Source organism: Mycobacterium sp. GA-1841 (assembly GCF_001954135.1).
GTDB lineage: Bacteria > Actinomycetota > Actinomycetes > Mycobacteriales > Mycobacteriaceae > Mycobacterium.
Window position 1 is genome coordinate 95,435 of the sequence record NZ_MBEQ01000069.1, and the last position, 16,908, is coordinate 112,342.

Annotated in this window: 18 protein-coding genes; 5 read left to right on the forward strand and 13 right to left on the reverse strand. The window is 66.8% G+C overall.

Annotated elements, in window-relative coordinates; translation table 11 throughout:
* Positions 1 to 15: 15 nt before the first annotated feature.
* The 11 genes from A5740_RS16365 to A5740_RS16415 form a co-directional block, all read right to left on the reverse strand.
* Positions 16 to 846 (reverse strand): enoyl-CoA hydratase, encoded by an 831-nt coding sequence (locus A5740_RS16365; RefSeq protein WP_076195536.1) that lies wholly within the window; start codon positions 844 to 846, stop codon positions 16 to 18.
* An 18-nt stretch (positions 847 to 864) separates the two neighbouring features.
* The gene (trxA, locus tag A5740_RS16370) at positions 865 to 1,239 is read right to left on the reverse strand and encodes a thioredoxin (RefSeq protein WP_076195537.1); all 375 of its coding nucleotides are present in this window, start codon (positions 1,237 to 1,239) and stop codon (positions 865 to 867) included.
* A 114-nt stretch (positions 1,240 to 1,353) separates the two neighbouring features.
* Positions 1,354 to 2,046: a heme peroxidase gene (locus A5740_RS16375; RefSeq protein ID WP_076195538.1), complete on the reverse strand. Its 693-nt coding sequence runs from the start codon at positions 2,044 to 2,046 to the stop codon at positions 1,354 to 1,356.
* Between the two features lie 106 nt (positions 2,047 to 2,152).
* A complete protein-coding gene (locus A5740_RS16380) occupies positions 2,153 to 3,130 on the reverse strand; it encodes a hypothetical protein (protein WP_076195540.1) in 978 nt (325 codons plus the stop codon).
* An 81-nt stretch (positions 3,131 to 3,211) separates the two neighbouring features.
* Positions 3,212 to 3,553: a metal-sulfur cluster assembly factor gene (locus A5740_RS16385; protein ID WP_076195542.1), complete on the reverse strand. Its 342-nt coding sequence runs from the start codon at positions 3,551 to 3,553 to the stop codon at positions 3,212 to 3,214.
* Positions 3,550 to 4,083, reverse strand: coding sequence for a Fe-S cluster assembly sulfur transfer protein SufU (gene sufU, locus A5740_RS16390; protein WP_076195544.1), 534 nt, complete (start codon positions 4,081 to 4,083; stop codon positions 3,550 to 3,552). Before sufU ends, A5740_RS16385 begins: the two co-directional genes overlap by 4 nt.
* 11 nt (positions 4,084 to 4,094) lie before the next feature.
* Complete coding sequence (locus A5740_RS16395; RefSeq protein WP_076195546.1) at positions 4,095 to 5,342, reverse strand: cysteine desulfurase; 1,248 nt, start codon at positions 5,340 to 5,342, stop codon at positions 4,095 to 4,097.
* 1 nt (position 5,343) lies between these two features.
* On the reverse strand, positions 5,344 to 6,108 hold the full coding sequence (gene sufC / locus A5740_RS16400) for a Fe-S cluster assembly ATPase SufC (protein ID WP_067763630.1): 765 nt from the start codon (positions 6,106 to 6,108) through the stop codon (positions 5,344 to 5,346).
* Entirely contained in the window at positions 6,108 to 7,286 is a 1,179-nt protein-coding gene (sufD, locus tag A5740_RS16405; protein WP_076195548.1) for a Fe-S cluster assembly protein SufD, read from the reverse strand. Before sufD ends, sufC begins: the two co-directional genes overlap by 1 nt.
* Before the next feature lies 1 nt (position 7,287).
* A complete protein-coding gene (gene sufB / locus A5740_RS16410) occupies positions 7,288 to 8,751 on the reverse strand; it encodes a Fe-S cluster assembly protein SufB (RefSeq protein ID WP_076195550.1) in 1,464 nt (487 codons plus the stop codon).
* Positions 8,748 to 9,560, reverse strand: a complete 813-nt coding sequence (locus tag A5740_RS16415) for a metalloregulator ArsR/SmtB family transcription factor (RefSeq protein WP_139335165.1) — start codon at positions 9,558 to 9,560, stop codon at positions 8,748 to 8,750. Before A5740_RS16415 ends, sufB begins: the two co-directional genes overlap by 4 nt.
* A gap of 116 nt (positions 9,561 to 9,676) precedes the next feature.
* Here A5740_RS16415 and mptB point away from each other — a divergent pair, with 116 nt between their 5' ends.
* From mptB to A5740_RS16435, 4 genes are all read left to right on the forward strand, one after another.
* The gene (mptB, locus tag A5740_RS16420; protein WP_076195554.1) at positions 9,677 to 11,353 is read left to right on the forward strand and encodes a polyprenol phosphomannose-dependent alpha 1,6 mannosyltransferase MptB; all 1,677 of its coding nucleotides are present in this window, start codon (positions 9,677 to 9,679) and stop codon (positions 11,351 to 11,353) included.
* Positions 11,354 to 11,439: 86 nt separating this feature from the next.
* Complete coding sequence (locus A5740_RS16425; protein WP_076195605.1) at positions 11,440 to 12,348, forward strand: ABC transporter ATP-binding protein; 909 nt, start codon at positions 11,440 to 11,442, stop codon at positions 12,346 to 12,348.
* Positions 12,345 to 13,127 (forward strand): ABC transporter permease, encoded by a 783-nt coding sequence (locus tag A5740_RS16430; protein ID WP_076195556.1) that lies wholly within the window; start codon positions 12,345 to 12,347, stop codon positions 13,125 to 13,127. The genes A5740_RS16425 and A5740_RS16430 overlap by 4 nt, the downstream gene beginning before the upstream one ends.
* A 98-nt stretch (positions 13,128 to 13,225) precedes the next feature.
* Complete coding sequence (locus tag A5740_RS16435; protein ID WP_175616271.1) at positions 13,226 to 14,146, forward strand: heme A synthase; 921 nt, start codon at positions 13,226 to 13,228, stop codon at positions 14,144 to 14,146.
* Here the strand turns inward: A5740_RS16435 and A5740_RS16440 are convergent.
* Positions 14,143 to 14,931 carry a hypothetical protein gene (locus tag A5740_RS16440; protein WP_076195561.1) on the reverse strand — a complete coding sequence of 263 codons (789 nt, stop codon included), beginning with the start codon at positions 14,929 to 14,931 and terminating at the stop codon, positions 14,143 to 14,145. The genes A5740_RS16435 and A5740_RS16440 overlap by 4 nt on opposite strands.
* A 32-nt stretch (positions 14,932 to 14,963) precedes the next feature.
* Between A5740_RS16440 and A5740_RS16445 the strand changes: the two genes are divergently transcribed.
* Entirely contained in the window at positions 14,964 to 15,938 is a 975-nt protein-coding gene (locus tag A5740_RS16445; protein ID WP_076195606.1) for a quinone oxidoreductase, read from the forward strand.
* On the opposite strand, the gene A5740_RS16450 is transcribed toward A5740_RS16445, so the two are convergent.
* Complete coding sequence (locus A5740_RS16450) at positions 15,935 to 16,864, reverse strand: DUF1254 domain-containing protein (protein ID WP_175616272.1); 930 nt, start codon at positions 16,862 to 16,864, stop codon at positions 15,935 to 15,937. The genes A5740_RS16445 and A5740_RS16450 overlap by 4 nt on opposite strands.
* Positions 16,865 to 16,908 lie beyond the last annotated feature (44 nt).

The window sequence follows — 16,908 nt, forward strand, 5'->3', positions numbered from 1 at the left end:
CTCCTCATATGTCTGTTACTTCTCGTCGGTAAAGGCCGGAGGACGCTTCTCGGCGCGCGCAGCAACCGCTTCCTCGAAGTTTGCGGTGAGCAGGCGCACGAAGAGTTGTCCCAGGCCCTCGGCCTGCATGTGCCCCTCCAGACTAGCGGCGTCCAGTCCACTCCAAAGTGTGCGCTTGGTCAACTCGATTCCCGGCCGGGAGAACGCCGCCATCCGCTCGGCCATCGCGTAGCAGGTGTCCAGCAGCACGTCCTCGGCCACCACATCCGACACCAGGCCGATGCGAGATGCCTCCTGGGCATCCACATCACGACCGGTCAGCATGATCTCGAATGCCCGCGATGAGCCGATCGCCCGCGGCAACAGGTAGGACAATCCCAGCTCACTGGCGGTAAGCCCGTTGTTGATCCCGGCAGCGCGGAAGTAGGCGCCCGTGGCGGCGACCCGGACGTCACAGGCCAACGCCAGACACAGTCCGCCTCCGATCGCCGCACCGTTGACCGCCGCGATCACCGGCTGGTGTAACCGGCGTAGGGCGAGAATCACATCATCGAGGAGCTCCATCGACCGCAACGCGTACGTCGGCCTCGTCAGCCCGGCCACATGCGGCACCGACCCAGCCGATTTGTGGTCCGCTCCCGATGAGAAACCCCGGCCCGCTCCGGTCAGCACCACCACGCGCACGCTGTTGTCGTAGCGCAGCTCCTCCAGAACGCCCTTCAAGGGCACCATGACGTCGAACGCCATGGAGTTCATCCGCTCGGGACGGTTGAGCGTCACCAGGGCGACATCCGGTCGCGGCCGGTCCACCAGTACGAACTCGTTTTGCGCAGTCACGCACAGCACGCTATCGCGTGCGGGTCATCAGACCTGTTCAGCGTCGCCTTGAGCCGCCTGCTCCCTCATCGCGGCATCGATGTCGAACTCCTTGATCTTCTGCACCAGGTCCTCCAGCGCCGCCGGCGGCAACGCGCCCGCCTGGTTGAAGACCAACTTGCCCTTCTTGAAGGCCATCAGGGTGGGGATCGAGCGGATCTCGGCAGCTGCGGCCAACCCCTGCTCGGCCTCGGTGTCCACCTTGGCGAACACGACATCGGGATGCTTCTCCGAGGCGGCTTTGAACGTCGGCGCAAACGCGCGGCACGGTCCGCACCACGAGGCCCAGAAATCGACCAGCACGATCTCGTTGTCGTTGACGATGCTGTCGAACTGTTCTGTGGTGATGTCCTGCGTACTCACACTTTTCCTAACGTCGGGGCGTAGCGGCCTGTTCCCACCATATGGCCAATACGGGACGGCAGCAGGCTTTCGACGGGTGGGGTACCCGCCGAAAGCCTGCGCTATCCCCGCTCGTCAGGCCGGCACGTCGCGCTGGTACGGACGTTTCGACTCGAACCGCCAGATCGCGTGGTCCAGATCGATGACGTTCCAGTCACGGGCTTCGGCCACCGCACGCACGAGTTCCGCGGCCCGGCCCGGGTCCATCGCACCGATTTCCCGACAGACGTAGCCGAGCACCATCCGGTCGGCTTTCACCCCGGGTATCCGCGCCAGCATGCGGGCGTAATCCCAGGTGATTCCGGACCGCTGCCCCGGCACGGCACACCAGGCCGCCTTGATCTCGTCACTGCGGCGCTCGTCTTCGGTGACCGCTCGCAACTCGTCGGCGCTCCGAACATCCAGAGCCACAAGGGCTTCCGCGATCATCGTCAGTGCCGCAGCCTTCAGCGGGGCACCGGCCGCCGTCGACGTCGGCCTGCGGTTGCCGATCTGTGCAGCCCACTGCTCGGGCCCACCCAACTCGGCGATATTCTGCAGGAGTTCCTCGGCGCCGTCGGTATCGGCGTCCGCGCCCTGAGCACCGCGATAGCCGCGGTACCGGGCGATGATCTTTTCGACCGTGACATACCGCGCCCCGGTCGAATAGATCGCATCGATCACACAGAGCGCCAACGAATCGGGGTATCCCCGCGGTGTGAACCAGCGCTGTGGGTCACCCAGATCGCGATCACAGGCAGCAAGCAATTTCTCTACATCCGACGGCATGTCGTTTCCTTCCGGCTGAGGGAACGTCGACCGTTCCCGGTTGAGTCGGAAGCTAGCCCTGTGAGCCGACAAGTTTCGTGGCCGAGCCGCAGTTATCCACAGAGCGCTACCATCCACCCTCGGTGACGATGTCACCAGGCGCACCCTTGAGCGTCACGACATTGACGGAATCGACCGGCACAAAGGGTTTTTCGTCCCCTCCGAACCACTCGCCCACACTCTTGACGCTCGCCAACCCCTCCGGCGCCGGTAGGTCCTCGGCGTCGGCGTCGTAGTAGTCGAACCACGGCAGCCCGGCAGCGACATACGCGTCCCGGTCCACCGGAGTCGGCGGTGGCACCTCGCCGGTGATAGCAGACCACTGGGTCGCACTGCACAGATGCACGAACACCCGACACGAGCGGTCCCCGTCGTAGTCGGACAGTGGACGGTCGTCGGCGTACACCTCCTGGCGCATCCGGCCGCCGGCGCCCAGGCCCATGTCCGGCGCGCACGGCGCCGGAAGAATGTCGAACAGGTCTTCGTCGATCTCCCGCCACTCGAACCGCGGTCGCGCCTGCCACGCCCGCAGCGCCTGCCCAGTGAGGCCGACGGCACGCAACTGAACCCCGCCGTGGACTTCCCGGCCGGTGAGCTGTCCTTCGACGGTGGCCCCGGCCCCGAGCGGCACCGCCACGAACTGGCGGATGAACCCGTCACCGGCATTGATGCCGTCGAGCCAGGGCTGCTCGGGCAGCACCACGTAGTTCTGCGGATCACGCGCGAGGCGGTCCTGCCACGTCGTGCCGCTCACCGCGCACACCTTGCCGATGCCGACCTGGAGCGCAGCGGGCTCCGACGAGGTGAACGACAGCCACATCGCCTCACGTTGGTAGATGGGCAACATGACGCCCCCGTGCGCCAACCAGTCTGCCGGCACCCGATCGGGATAGTCCTGCACCCGGCGCAGCGGAAACGAGCCCACACTCGGTGGCAACGGGTGCAATCCGGTCTCGGGGATACGAAGCGTCCGCTCGAAACCGACCGAAACCGGCCCGAGGACCAACTGGTCGTCGACGACCTTGACGTCAAGTCTGTCCGCCATGTGCACCTCCGTTGTCGCGTACTGGCGACATTGGTAGCACCGGGCACCGACAGTCTGTCGGTCAACCGAACGTGGTCAGTGCTAGACGGTGAAGCCCAGCGCGCGCAGCTGTTCGCGGCCGTCGTCGGTGATCTTGTCCGGGCCCCACGGCGGATTCCAGACCCAGTTGATCTTGATCTCGTTGACCAGACCGGCGCCCACCAACGCCGTGCGCGACTGATCCTCGATCACGTCGGTCAACGGACACGCCGCCGAGGTGAGCGTCATGTCGATCAGCGCGACCGACCCCTCGTCACCTTCCTCGACGTTGAGCCCATAGACCAGGCCCAGATCGACCACGTTGATGCCCAACTCGGGGTCCACCACGTCTCGCATGGCCTCTTCGACGTCGGCGAGCAGTTCGTCCGAAGCGGTCTCGCTCATCGCTTGTCCTCCATGTCGTCGCTGGCCTGTGCCAACGCTTCACCCAATGGCCTGGCCTCCGCCAGCGCTTCACCCAATGGCCTGGCCTCCGCCAGCGCTTCACCCAATGGCCTGGCCTCCGCCAGCGCGGCCTTGAAAGCCAACCATCCCAACAACGCACACTTCACCCGGGCCGGATACTTGGCGACACCGGCGAACGCGATGCCGTCCCCGAGTACATCTTCGTCCCCCTCGACGTTGCCGCGTGAGGAAATCATCTCGGTGAAGGCCGCCACTGTCTTGATCGCGTCGCCGACACTCTGGCCGATCACCTGATCGGTGAGCACCGAGGTCGCCGCCTGGCTGATGGAGCAGCCCTGCCCGTCATACGAGATGTCCGTGACGGTGTCCTTGTCGTCCGACAACGTCACCCGAAGCGTCACCTCATCGCCACAGGTCGGATTGACGTGATGCACCTCGGCGGCGAACGGCTCCCGTAACCCGCGGTGGTGCGGATGCTTGTAGTGATCGAGGATCACTTCCTGGTACATCTGGTCGATTCTCACGCGAAGAACTCCACAGCCCGCTTCACTCCGGCCACCAGGCGATCAACCTCGTCGAGCGTGTTGTACACGGCGAACGAGGCACGAGCGGTGGCAGCGATCCCGAATCGACGGTGCAGCGGCCAGGCGCAGTGATGCCCGACGCGGACAGCGACGCCCTCGTCATCGAGGACCTGCCCGACATCATGGGCATGAATGCCGTCGACCACGAAACTGACCGGCGAGCCGCGGTGTGCCATCGACTGCGGCCCGATGATCCGCACCCCCGGCACCGCACCCAGCCCCTCGAGGGCAGCGGCGACCAGTTGGTCTTCGTGCGCCTGGACCGCATCCATCCCGATGTCACGCAAATACCGTGCGGCAGCGGCCAGCCCGACCACCTGCGAGGTCATCGGGGTGCCCGCCTCGAACCGCTGCGGGGCCGGCGCGTAGGTGGTCTGCTCCATGGTGACGGTCTCGATCATGGAGCCGCCGGTGATGAACGGCGGCATCGCGTTCAGCAGGTCCGCGCGCCCGTAGAGCACACCGATGCCGGTGGGGCCGAGCATCTTGTGACCGGAGAACGCCGCGAAATCGACCTCGAGCGCATGGAAATCGACCGGCTGGTGCGGCACCGACTGGCAAGCGTCCAGCACGGTGAGCGCACCGACCGCCTTGGCCCGGGACACCAGCTCGGCGACCGGGGCGATGGCACCCGTCACGTTCGAGTGATGGCTGAACGCCACGACTTTCACCCGCTCGTCGAGCTGCACCGAATCGAGATCGATCCGGCCGTCTTCGGTGACGGAATACCAGCGCAGCGTCGCTCCGGTGCGCTGGGCCAGCTCCTGCCACGGGATCAGGTTGGCGTGGTGTTCCAGCTCGGTGGTGACGATGACGTCGCCGGGGCCGACAGCATGCTCGAACCGCTTGTCCCCCAGCACGTAAGCGACCAGGTTGAGCGATTCGGTGGCGTTCTTGGTGAACACCAGCTCATCCGAGTCGGCGCCGACGAACGCTGCGACGTCGGCGCGGCCCTGCTCGTAGGCGTCGGTGGCCTCTTCCATCAACTGGTGCGCACCGCGGTGTACCGCGCCGTTGGAGGTGGTGAGGAACTCCCGCTCGGCGTCGAGCACCTGCAGAGGCTTCTGTGACGTCGCCCCGGAATCCAGGTACGCCAACTGCTTTCCGCTGCGCATGACCCGGCTCAGGATCGGGAAATCACCCCTGATCCTGGCGAGCTCCACCGTCTGTGCCGACGCGGTCATCTCAGGCTCCGACGGCTTGGGTGAAGCGCACGTATCCGTTCTCTTCGAGCTCGTCGGCGAGTTCCGGACCGCCCGATTCCACGATGCGACCACCGACGAACACGTGCACGAACTGCGGCCGGATATAGCGCAGGATCCGGGTGTAGTGGGTGATCAGCAGGATGCCGCCGTGCTCGGCCTCGGCGTAGCGGTTGACGCCCTCGCTCACGATGCGCAGCGCGTCGACGTCCAGACCCGAGTCGGTCTCGTCGAGGATGGCAATCTTCGGCTTGAGCAGGCCGAGCTGCAGGATCTCGTGGCGCTTCTTCTCACCGCCGGAGAATCCCTCGTTGACGCTGCGCTCACCGAAGGCCGAGTCGATCTCGAGCTCGTCCATCGCGGCCTTGACTTCCTTGACCCAGTGCCGCAGCTTCGGAGCCTCGCCCCGAACCGCAGTGGCGGCGGTCCGCAGGAAGTTCGACATCGACACCCCGGGCACCTCGACGGGGTACTGCATGGCCAGGAAGAGACCTGCCCGCGCTCGTTCGTCGATGCTCATCTCGAGGACATCCTGTCCGTCGAGGGTGATGGAGCCGGAGGTGACGGTGTACTTGGGGTGTCCGGCGATCGCGTAGGACAGCGTCGACTTGCCGGAACCGTTGGGGCCCATGACCGCATGGGTCTCGCCCGATTTGACGGTCAGGTCGACGCCCTTGAGAATCGGCACCTCTTCGCCCTCAGGCGTGAAGACCGATGCGTGCAGGTCCTTGATTTCCAGTGTGGTCATTACGCAGTTCTCGATTCGGTGATAGCTAGTTCTCGTTCGATGGCTTCGGTGAGGCGCTCACGCACCTCTGGTACGGCGATCTTGGCGATGATCTCGTTGAAGAATCCACGCACCACCAGTCGCCGCGCCTGGTCCTCGGGGATGCCGCGGGCGCGCAGGTAGAACAACTGCTCGTCGTCGAATCGCCCGGTGGCACTGGCGTGTCCGGCACCGGCGATCTCCCCGGTCTCGATCTCCAGGTTGGGCACTGAATCGGCGCGGGCGCCGTCGGTCAGCACCAGGTTGCGGTTCACCTCGAAGGTGTCGGTGCCGGTGGCCTCGGCCCGGATCAACACGTCGCCGATCCACACCGTGTGCGCATCGGGCTTGTTGGACTCCGGATCACCTTGCAGCGCACCCTTGTAGAGCACATCGGACTTGCAGTGCGGGACGGCGTGATCGACCAGCAACCGCGATTCGAAGAACTGGCCGTCGTCGGCGAAGTAGGTGCCGAGCATCTTGGCGTCACCGCCGGGCCCGGTGAACCGCACGGTGGCCGAGGTACGCACGACGTCGCCACCGAGGGTGACGTTGACATGACCGAGCACCGCGTCCTTGCCGAGCTTGGCATGGTGAGCGCTGACATGGACCATGTCGTCGGCCCAGTCGGCGATCCAGATCAACCCGACGCCGGCCGAATCGCCGACGATGATCTCCACGTTGTCGGCGTAGGTGCCGCTGCCGCGCAGGTCGACCACCACGATGGCGCGCGAGAGCTCTTCCACTCGAATCTGCAGATGCCCGTAGGCCACCCTGCCTGCCCCGGGGCCGTCGACCACGATCTCGATCGGCTGGGCCACCTCGGTGTCCCGCTTGACCGTCACCACCGTCGCCGACTCGAACGACGAATAAGCCTGGGCGGCAACACGATCGGCAGGCACACCAGCCTCGCCGAGCCGCTTGTCGTCGCGGCCGACGGTCTCGACGGTCACGCCGGGCCGCTCGGTCACGGTGATGCCGGCGCTGCCGTTCGCGACGGCCGAGCCGTCGTGCAGCCCGCGCAGCCGCTTGAGCGGGGTGAACCGCCACAGCTCATCGCGGCCGCCGGGCACCTCGAAGGCGTTGACGTCGAACGAGGCGAACAACTCGCCCTTATTGACAGCCACGCTCTCGGCCGCCTCAGTCAGATTTGAACTCAACTTAACCGACCGCGCCTTCCATCTGCAGCTCGATCAGCCGGTTGAGCTCGAGCGCGTATTCCATGGGCAGTTCCTTGGCGATGGGCTCGACGAACCCGCGCACCACCATCGCCATCGCCTCGTCCTCGGTCAGGCCGCGGCTCATCAGGTAGAAGAGCTGATCCTCGCTGACCTTGGAGACCGTGGCCTCGTGCCCCATCGTGACGTCGTCCTCGCGGATGTCGACGTAGGGGTAGGTGTCGCTGCGGCTGATCGTATCGACCAGCAGCGCATCGCATTTCACGCTGGACTTGGAGCCGTGAGCGCCCTTGTTGACCTGAACCAGGCCGCGGTAGGACGCCCGGCCGCCACCGCGGGCCACCGACTTGGACACGATGTTGGAGGACGTGTGCGGGGCCAGATGCAGCATCTTGGCGCCGGTGTCCTGGTGCTGCCCTTCACCGGCGAACGCCACGGAGAGCACCTCACCCTTGGCGTGCTCACCGGTCATCCACACCGCGGGGTACTTCATGGTGACCTTGGAGCCGATGTTGCCGTCGATCCACTCCATGGTGGCGCCGGCCTCGGCCCGGGCCCGCTTGGTGACCAGGTTGTAGACGTTGTTCGACCAGTTCTGGATCGTGGTGTAGCGCACCCGGGCACCCGGCTTGACGACGATCTCGACGACGGCCGAATGCAGCGAGTCGGACTTGTAGATCGGCGCGGTACAGCCCTCGACGTAGTGCACGTAGGAGCCCTCGTCGGCAATGATCAGCGTCCGCTCGAACTGACCCATGTTCTCGGTGTTGATCCGGAAGTAGGCCTGCAGCGGGATGTCGACGTGCACGCCCGGCGGCACGTAGATGAAGGAACCACCCGACCACACCGCGGTGTTCAGCGCCGAGAACTTGTTGTCACCGGCGGGGATCACGGTGCCGAAGTACTGCTTGAAGATCTCCGGATGCTCACGCAGACCCGAATCGGTGTCCAGGAAGATGACGCCCTGGGCCTCAAGGTCCTCGCGGATCTGGTGGTACACCACCTCGGACTCGTACTGGGCGGCGACACCGGCGACGAGCCGCTGCTTCTCGGCTTCCGGGATGCCAAGGCGGTCATAGGTGTTGCGGATGTCCTCGGGCAGGTCCTCCCAGGACGCCGCCTGCTTCTCGGTGGAACGCACGAAGTACTTGATGTTGTCGAAGTCGATGCCCTCGAGGTTGGACCCCCAGTTCGGCATGGGCTTCTTGTCGAAGGTGCGCAGCGCCTTGAGCCGGGACTCCAGCATCCACTCCGGCTCGTTCTTCTTGGCCGAAATGTCACGCACCACAGCTTCGGAAAGACCGCGCTGCGCACTGGCGCCGGCGACGTCGGAGTCCGACCAGCCGTAGCCGTAGTTACCCAGCGACGCAATCGTCTCTTCCTGGGTCAAGGTCCGATCCTCTTCGCGCAAGCGGCTCATCGGTGCCGTTTCGGGCGTGGTGGTCATGTCGCCGCTCCTTGGTTGATTGTGGCGGTCGTCCGAGTGCGGGCTGTGCCCCGAACTTTGATTGTGGTGCCGGTGGTTTCGGCGCTTTCGGCGTCGAGGGGGACGTGGGTGGTACAGGCGCAGTCACCGTTGACGATGGTGGCCAGGCGCTGCACGTGGGTGCCCAGGATCTCGGCGAACGCCTCGCTCTCCGTCTCGCACAGCTCCGGGAATTCCTCGGCCACGTGAGATACCGGACAGTGATGCTGGCAGATCTGCACTCCGTGAATCGGCCCGTCCACCGGTGTCGTCGTCGTCGCATAACCGGCGCGCGTCATCGCATCGGCTACCCGACCGGCAGTATCTGCAACGTCACCCGACCCTGCGGTTACTCCCGCGAGGATGGTGTCGATCCGGCGCCGCGCGAACGTCCGCACGGCATCCTCGCCGCCGATCTCGCGAAGTTGCCGGATCGCGGCGACCGCGAGGTCGTCGTAGGTGTGGCCGAGCTTGGCCCGCCCGGCGGCCGTCAGCCGATAACGCTTCGCCGGCCGACCCCGTCCGCTGTGCTGCCACGCCGCGGCAGCGCTGGCCTGTGCGTCACCGGCGTCGATCAGGGCATCGAGATGGCGACGTACACCGGCGGCCGAAATGCCGAGCCGCTCACCGATCTGGCCGGCCGTGATGGGGCCCTCGAGCAGCAGGTGGATGATCGCGCGTCGGGTATGCCCGTCAGACGCCGGCACTACGTCATTGACCGGCGTCGGCACACCGGCCGAAACTGGGCTCGACACCGGGCTCAACACTGGGCCCGTGGTCTCGCGACGCATTTTCACAACACCATTGTGACGGAATTCCTCCGCCGGTTCTAGCAAGGGCACCCTTACGTGACCGGGGCCACCCTTGCCCGGCGTGGAGCGCGTCGATCGACGGTTACGCTGCCCTGATGGCAAGCCGCCTGTCGTCCTTCAGCTCCTCGATCGCCCGGTGGCACGGCGACGAACGGACAGTCGGGTCCCCACTCAACCCCGCCGAGGTCGTCGCGCAGCGCCGAACCCGGCTGTTCGGGGCCACCGGAACCGTGCTGATGGCGATCGGCGCCCTCGGCGCCGGTGCTCGTCCGGTCGTCCAGGACCCGACATTCGGGGTGCGGTTGCTCAACCTGCCGTCGCGTATCCAGACCGTATCGCTGACCATGACCACCACCGGCGCGGTGATGATGGCGTTGGCCTGGCTGATGCTCGGCCGATTCGCGCTCGGCCCGCGACGCATGTCCCGCAGCCAGCTCGACCGGACGCTGTTGCTGTGGGCCATCCCGCTTCTCATCGCGCCGCCGATGTACAGCAAGGACGTTTACTCCTACCTGGCACAGAGCGAGATCGGGTACATCGGGCTCAACCCGTACCAGGTCGGCCCGGCCACCGGCCTGGGCCTCGACCACGTCTTCACCCTCTCGGTGCCCAGTCTGTGGCGTGAGACCCCGGCACCGTACGGACCGCTGTTCCTGTGGATCGGCGAGAGCATCTCCGCGTTGACCGGGGAGAACATCGTCGCGGCGGTGCTCTGCCACCGGATCGTGGTGTTGCTCGGCGTCGGGCTCATCGTGTGGGCCACCCCGCGACTGGCCCGCCGCTGCGGCGTCGCCGAGGTCAGTGCGCTGTGGCTCGGTGCCTGCAATCCCCTGTTGTTCATGCATCTGGTGGCCGGAATCCACAACGAGGCCCTGATGCTCGGGTTGATGCTGGCCGGCACCGAGTTTGCGCTCCGCGGCATCGATGCTGCCGCGGCGATCATCCCCCGGCCGCTGGCCTGGCCCCACGCCCGCGAGGACTGGCAGCGCTGGTACCCGGCCGCGATGCTGACCGTCGGCGCCGTGCTGATCACGTTGTCCTCCCAGGTGAAACTGCCGTCGCTGCTGGCGCTCGGTTTCGTCGCGATGGCGCTGGCCTGGCGTCTCGGCGGCACCGTCAAGGCGTTCTTCGCCGCGAGCGTCCCGCTGGGCGCCATCTCGCTGGTGGTGATGGCGCTGATCGGCTGGGCCAGCGGGTTGGGCTTCGGCTGGTTGTCCACCCTGGGCACGGCCAATGTGGTCCGCAGCTGGATGTCCCCGCCGACGTTGCTGGCCCTGGGCACCGGCCAGGTCGGGATCCTGCTGGGGCTGGGTGACCACACCACCGCGGTCCTGGGCCTGACCCGTGGGATCGGCGTCTTCATGATCGCGATCCTGGTCAGCTGGCTGCTCGTCGCCGTGCTGCGCGGCCGGCTACATCCCGTCGGCGGCCTCGGCGTCGCCTTGGGCGGCACCATCCTGTTGGCGCCGGTGGTGCAACCGTGGTACCTGCTGTGGGCGGTGATCCCGCTGGCCGCCTGGGCGACCCGGCCCGGGTTCCGCGGTTCGACGATCGCGATCACCCTGGTCGTCGGCATCTTCGGCCCGACGGCCAACGGCGACCGGTTCACCTTGTTCCAGATCGTGATGGCCACCCTGGCCAGCACCATGATCGTGCTGATCCTCATCGGGCTGACCTGGCGTCGATTGCCGTGGCGCGCGTCACGCCAGAGGGACACAAGCCCACCGCCGACACCCGCGCAGTCTCCCGACGCCTACGCTGAATCCCCGTGACCTCGCGTTCCGAAGCCGGCGGCTCCTCGCGCAAGCGCTCGTCGGCAGCCGGCGGCTCCTCGCGCAAGCGCTCGTCGGCTCCACCAGTGCTGCTCCGCGGCGTCAGCAAGCGCTACGGTTCCACCACAGCGGTGTCGAACCTGGACCTCGAGGTGCAACGCGCCGAAGTGCTGGCGTTGCTGGGTCCCAATGGCGCCGGGAAGACCACCACGGTCGAAATGTGTGAAGGATTCATCCGCCCGGACGACGGCCGGGTCGAGATTCTCGGTCTGGATCCTGTCGCCGAGAACGCCCGGGTCCGCGAACGGATCGGGGTGATGTTGCAGGGCGGCGGTGGCTATCCCGCGGCTCGCGCCGGCGAAATGCTCAAGCTGGTGGCCTCCTACGCCGCCGATCCCCTCGACCCGGCCTGGCTGATGGAGACGCTCGGACTCACCGAATCGGCCCGCACCACCTACCGCCGGCTGTCCGGCGGCCAGCAGCAGCGCCTGGCCCTGGCCTGCGCCGTCGTCGGCCGGCCCGAGCTGGTCTTCCTCGACGAACCCACCGCCGGAATGGACGCTCACGCCCGAATTGTGGTGTGGGAGTTGATCGATGCGCTGCGCCGTGACGGTGTCACCGTCGTGCTGACCACCCATCACCTCGCCGAGGCCGAGGAACTGGCCGACCGGATCGTGATCATCGATCACGGGGTGGCGGTCGCCACCGGTACGCCGGCCGAATTGACCCACAGTGGCGCGGAGAACCAGTTGCGGTTCAGTGCGCCACGCAAGCTCGACCTGTCCCTGTTGACCGCCGCCCTGCCGGAGGGTTACAAGGCCGCCGAGACGGCTCCCGGGGAGTACCTGGTGGAGGGGCAGATCGACCCACAGGTGCTGGCGACGGTGACAGCGTGGTGCGCGCGGCTCAACGTGTTGGCCACTGGCATGCGGGTGGAGCAGCGCAGCCTCGAAGACGTTTTCCTCGACCTCACCGGACGGGAGCTGCGGTCATGACGAGCACGCCGAACCGATTCGTCCCAGGAACCTTTTCCCCGGACCCGCGCCCGGCGAAGGTGCCGGCGATGCTGGCCGCCCAGTTCGGGCTGGAGCTGAAACTGTTGCTGCGCAACGGCGAACAGCTTCTGCTGACGATGTTCATCCCGATCACGCTGCTGGTCGGGATGACGCTGTTGCCGCTGGGATCATTCGGCGATCACCGCGCCGCCACGTTCACGCCGGCCATCATGGCGCTCGCCCTGATCTCCACCGCCTTCACCGGGCAGGCCATCGCGGTGGCCTTCGATCGTCGATATGGCGCGCTCAAACGGCTCGGCGCGACGGCGCTCCCGGTCTGGGGAATCATCGTCGGCAAATCGCTGGCCGTGGTGACCGTGGTGTTCTTGCAGGCAATCCTGTTGGGTGCCATCGGTTTTGCGCTGGGGTGGCGGCCTTCGCCGCTGGGGTTGGCGCTGGGTGCGGTGGTGATCGCGCTGGGCACCGCCACATTTGCCGCATTGGGGCTGCTGCTCGGCGGCACGCTCAAAGCCGAGATCGTGCTGGCGTTGGCGAACCTGTTGTGGTTCGTTTTCGCCGGCCTCGGCGCGTTGACCCTCGACGGTGGGCCGGTGCCGTCGGCCCTGCGGTGGGCCGCCCGACTGACCCCGTCCGGTGCCCTCACCGAAGCCCTGACCCAGGCGATGACGGTATCGGTGGACTGGTTCGGGCTGGCCGTGTTGGCCGTCTGGGGCGCGGTGGCCGCGGTGGCCGCATTGCGGTGGTTCCGGTTCACCTGATCCAGCACCGCCCCTACTACGGGCTGTAGTTCCTGATCAACTACGATCAGGCCGTGCCCGTCGGAAGAGCGTTCCAGCGACTGGTCGACCTGCTGCCCATGCCGAGCCTTCGGGCTCAGCGGGTGATCGCATTCCTGGTGATCCTCACCCAAGGCGGTATCTCGGTCACCGGGGCGATCGTCCGGGTCACCGCATCCGGCCTCGGGTGCCCGACCTGGCCGCAATGCTTCCCCGGCAGCTTCACCCCGGTCCCGCACGCCGAGGTCGCCGTCGTGCATCAGGTGGTCGAATTCGGAAACCGGATGATCACGTTCCTCGTCGTCCTGACCGCGATCGCCGCCGTGCTGGCGGTCACCCGCGCCCGCCGGCGCCGTGAGGTGCTGATCTACGCCTGGCTGATGCCGGCCTCGACCGTGGTCCAGGCGATCATCGGCGGCATCACGGTGCGCACCGGTCTGTTGTGGTGGACCGTGGCCATCCACCTGCTCGCCTCGATGGCGATGGTGTGGCTCGCCGTTCTGCTGTTCGTCAAGATCGGCCAGCCCGATCAGGGTGCGCCCACAGCGACAGCGCCGAAACCGCTGCGCCAGTTGACGGTTCTGAGCGCGGTGATCCTGGCGGCCGTGCTGGTGACGGGCACCCTGGTCACCGGCGCCGGCCCGCATGCCGGGGACAAGAGCCTCGAGCGCGTGGTCCCGCGGCTACAGGTCGAGATCACCACGCTGGTCCACATGCACTCGTCACTCCTGGTCGCCTACCTGTCGCTGATCGTCGCGCTGGGCTTCGCCCTGGCCGCGGTGCGCGCCCCCCGCCCGGTCCTGGTCCGGCTCGCCGTCCTGTTGGTGCTGGTGTGCGCGCAAGGCCTCGTCGGGATCGTGCAGTTCTACACCGGGGTGCCGGCCGCGCTGGTCGCAGTGCATGTCGCCGGCGCGGCCGCCTGTACCGCGGCCACCGCCGCACTGTGGGCGTCGATGCGTGAGCGGGTCACTTCGGCGTCGGGCCTGAAGGCAGCGGACTAGAACGCCCGGTGCGACAAGGGGCCCAGCCCCAAGCGCTCCAACGCCCCTTCGACGCCCACGGCGAACTGCCGCTCCGCATGCTCGCGCTCACGCTGACCGAGCTGACGGAATCCCAGCGACGGCTCCACCAACTCCAACTCCAGCAGGCGGGGGTCTGCCGGGCCGCCGATCACGTCGACCCGGGCATACACCAGATCCGCGGGTTCCAGATCGAACGACCGCATCACCGCTTTCAGTGTCCGACGACCGACCTCCCAGACCTCGTCGTCGGGTTCGGCCGGTGACAACGCCTCGTGCGCGTAGGTGCCGGTCTCCTCGAACTCGGGAGGCTGGCCGGGCGGCGGCAGGATCGGTGCCTTTGTGAACGCGTGGGATTGCTCGCCGGCCAAGAAGACCAGCGCGGTCTCGCCGTCGCGAATCCTGACCGGATCGTCGACCGCGAAGTATTCGGTGGCCACCACGGGAACGCCCAGGCGCTGTAGGTCGCCGAGGTAACGCTTGTCGGTGTTCCATTCCACGATCCGCAGCGGGTTGATCAGGTGCCGTACCGACCGGGTCCACGCCAGGAATTCGTCGAGACGTTCGGTGTAATCCCACGTGGCGCGCAAGATCACCACGTCTGCTTCCAGCGTGGCTGGATCGTCCCAGGGCAACCAGCGCGCGTGGAGCCCGCGGTGACGCAGCGCCGCGATCAGGCCGGCGTCGTCGCCGTCGCCCTCCGGAAGGGCTGGGCAGCCGGCCAACACGATGCGGGGATGGAACACATCCGGACGGGCGAGCTTCACCTCCGCGATGATAGGTGTGGATGATGGATGGCGTGTATGCCATCGAAGTTGCCGAGACCGGCGGACCCGAAGTCCTGAGCTACGTCGAGCGGCCCGAGCCCTCCCCCGGCCCGGGCGAGATACTGATCAAGGCCGAGGCGATCGGCGTCAACTTCATCGACACCTATTTCCGATCCGGACAGTATCCGCGGGAGCTCCCGTTCGTCGTCGGGTCCGAGGTCTGCGGCACTGTGGCGGCGATCGGCGACGACGTGGCCGCATTGGCCGTCGGCGATCGTGTGGTCACGGCGAACGCGACCGGCGCCTACGCGGACTTCTGCGTCGCCCCAGCCGATTTCGCTGCCTATGTACCCGAAGGTGTGGCGCCCGACGCGATCGCCTCGGCGCTGCTGAAGGGCATGACCGCGCACTACCTGATCAAGTCCACGTACGCCGTGCAGCCGAACGACACGATTCTGGTGCACGCCGGCGCCGGCGGGGTCGGCCTGATCCTGACCCAGTGGGCCACCAGCATCGGCACCCGGGTGATCACCACCGCCTCGACGCCGGAGAAGGCCGAACTGTCCCGCCAGGCCGGTGCCGTCGAAGTTCTCGAATACCCTGAGGACCCCGACGAGTTCGGCGCCAAGATTCGTGACCTCACCGGAGGTCTGGGGGTGGCCGCGGTCTACGACGGCGTCGGTGCCTCCACCTTCGACGCGAGCCTGGCCAGCTTGGCCGTCCGCGGCACCCTGGCCCTGTTCGGCGCCGCCAGCGGCCCGGTGCCGCCCGTCGACCCACAACGGCTCAACTCGTCGGGCTCGGTGTTCCTGACCCGCCCGACACTGGCTCACCACACTCGTACCCCTGATGAATTCTGCTGGCGGGCAGGCGAACTGATCAATGCGATCGCCGACGGCTCGATCACCATCACCGTCGGTGGGCGTTACCCGCTGGCCGAGGCCACCCAAGCCCACACCGACCTGCAGGGCCGCAAGACCGTCGGCTCGATCGTGCTGGTGCCCTAGACCGGCCGCGCCTCGGGGAATGTCCAGGAGCCGTCGAGGATCTCGGTCCTCGGCCGGTACAACCGCACGAGGTAGTTCCAGCCCGCGGTCACCGGTAGCACATTGCCCGCGCCACTACCGCCGAACTGGATCGTGATGGCACCGTCGGGGTCTTTGACGGCGGTGACATTGTTCACCGAATAGGCGTTCTGCGGGTTCGGGGTGAAATAGCCGTCCTGGTTGTACACCGTCACCGACCAGAACCCGTCCACCGGAACATCGTTCACGGTCGTTCGGTGCACTGTGGCGCCGTCGTTTCGGGGTGGCACCACCGTGAGGTACAGCGCGTCGCGTTCCGGATTGCCGCCCCAGGCGAACGCCGAGCCGATCAGGTGGCGCACCGGGTCCACCTCGTATTTCGCGCCGAACATGGCTTTGGTGTCGGTCAGGGTCGTGGACAACGTGACGAGCGCGTCACGAACGGTCTTCTGACTGACCGGGTCCCACTGCGGAACCTCGAAGAATCCCGGATCGTCCTGTGAGATGACGATCGCGTCCTGCAGCGCGTGGACCGCGGCCAGATCGGCGGCGTCGGCGGGATTGACCAGGGTGCGCACCGCGACGATCGCATATCGCGTGTCCACCGAGTCACGACTGAACGTCACCTCGGCCGGCGCGTAGGCGACGTTGGTGGTGTAGTGGTCCTCGCTGATCACCTGTAGCGACATGAACCGGCCCGCGCTGTCGGGCAGCACGACGGTGACCGGGCCGGCATCGAGATCGAACACCGCTGCCGAATAGAGCGTGTCGCGGTTCTGCCGGATCACGAGCTGATGGTCGATCGGGGTCAGCTCGCGGATGTGGAAGAACTGGCCGAATCCGCCGTCGGCAACCGCGCCGGCGAAATACAGGTCGGATTCAGCGCGGGCGAAGTTGTCGGGGCTCACCAAACCGGTCATCGACACAACGCTGCCACACCGCACGTGCCGGC

Bases quoted from the DNA above. Each gene is read 5' to 3' on its own strand.
- A5740_RS16375 (WP_076195538.1), bottom strand. From the start codon at position 2,046: ATGCCGTCGGATGTAGAGAAATTGCTTGCTGCCTGTGATCGCGATCTG.
- A5740_RS16380 (WP_076195540.1), bottom strand. From the start codon at position 3,130: ATGGCGGACAGACTTGACGTCAAGGTCGTCGACGACCAGTTGGTCCTC.
- A5740_RS16385 (WP_076195542.1), bottom strand. From the start codon at position 3,553: ATGAGCGAGACCGCTTCGGACGAACTGCTCGCCGACGTCGAAGAGGCC.
- sufU (WP_076195544.1), bottom strand. From the start codon at position 4,083: ATGTACCAGGAAGTGATCCTCGATCACTACAAGCATCCGCACCACCGC.
- A5740_RS16395 (WP_076195546.1), bottom strand. From the start codon at position 5,342: ATGACCGCGTCGGCACAGACGGTGGAGCTCGCCAGGATCAGGGGTGAT.
- sufC (WP_067763630.1), bottom strand. From the start codon at position 6,108: ATGACCACACTGGAAATCAAGGACCTGCACGCATCGGTCTTCACGCCT.
- sufB (WP_076195550.1), bottom strand. From the start codon at position 8,751: ATGACCACCACGCCCGAAACGGCACCGATGAGCCGCTTGCGCGAAGAG.
- A5740_RS16415 (WP_139335165.1), bottom strand. From the start codon at position 9,560: ATGCGTCGCGAGACCACGGGCCCAGTGTTGAGCCCGGTGTCGAGCCCA.
- mptB (WP_076195554.1), top strand. From the start codon at position 9,677: ATGGCAAGCCGCCTGTCGTCCTTCAGCTCCTCGATCGCCCGGTGGCAC.
- A5740_RS16430 (WP_076195556.1), top strand. From the start codon at position 12,345: ATGACGAGCACGCCGAACCGATTCGTCCCAGGAACCTTTTCCCCGGAC.
- A5740_RS16435 (WP_175616271.1), top strand. From the start codon at position 13,226: ATGCCGAGCCTTCGGGCTCAGCGGGTGATCGCATTCCTGGTGATCCTC.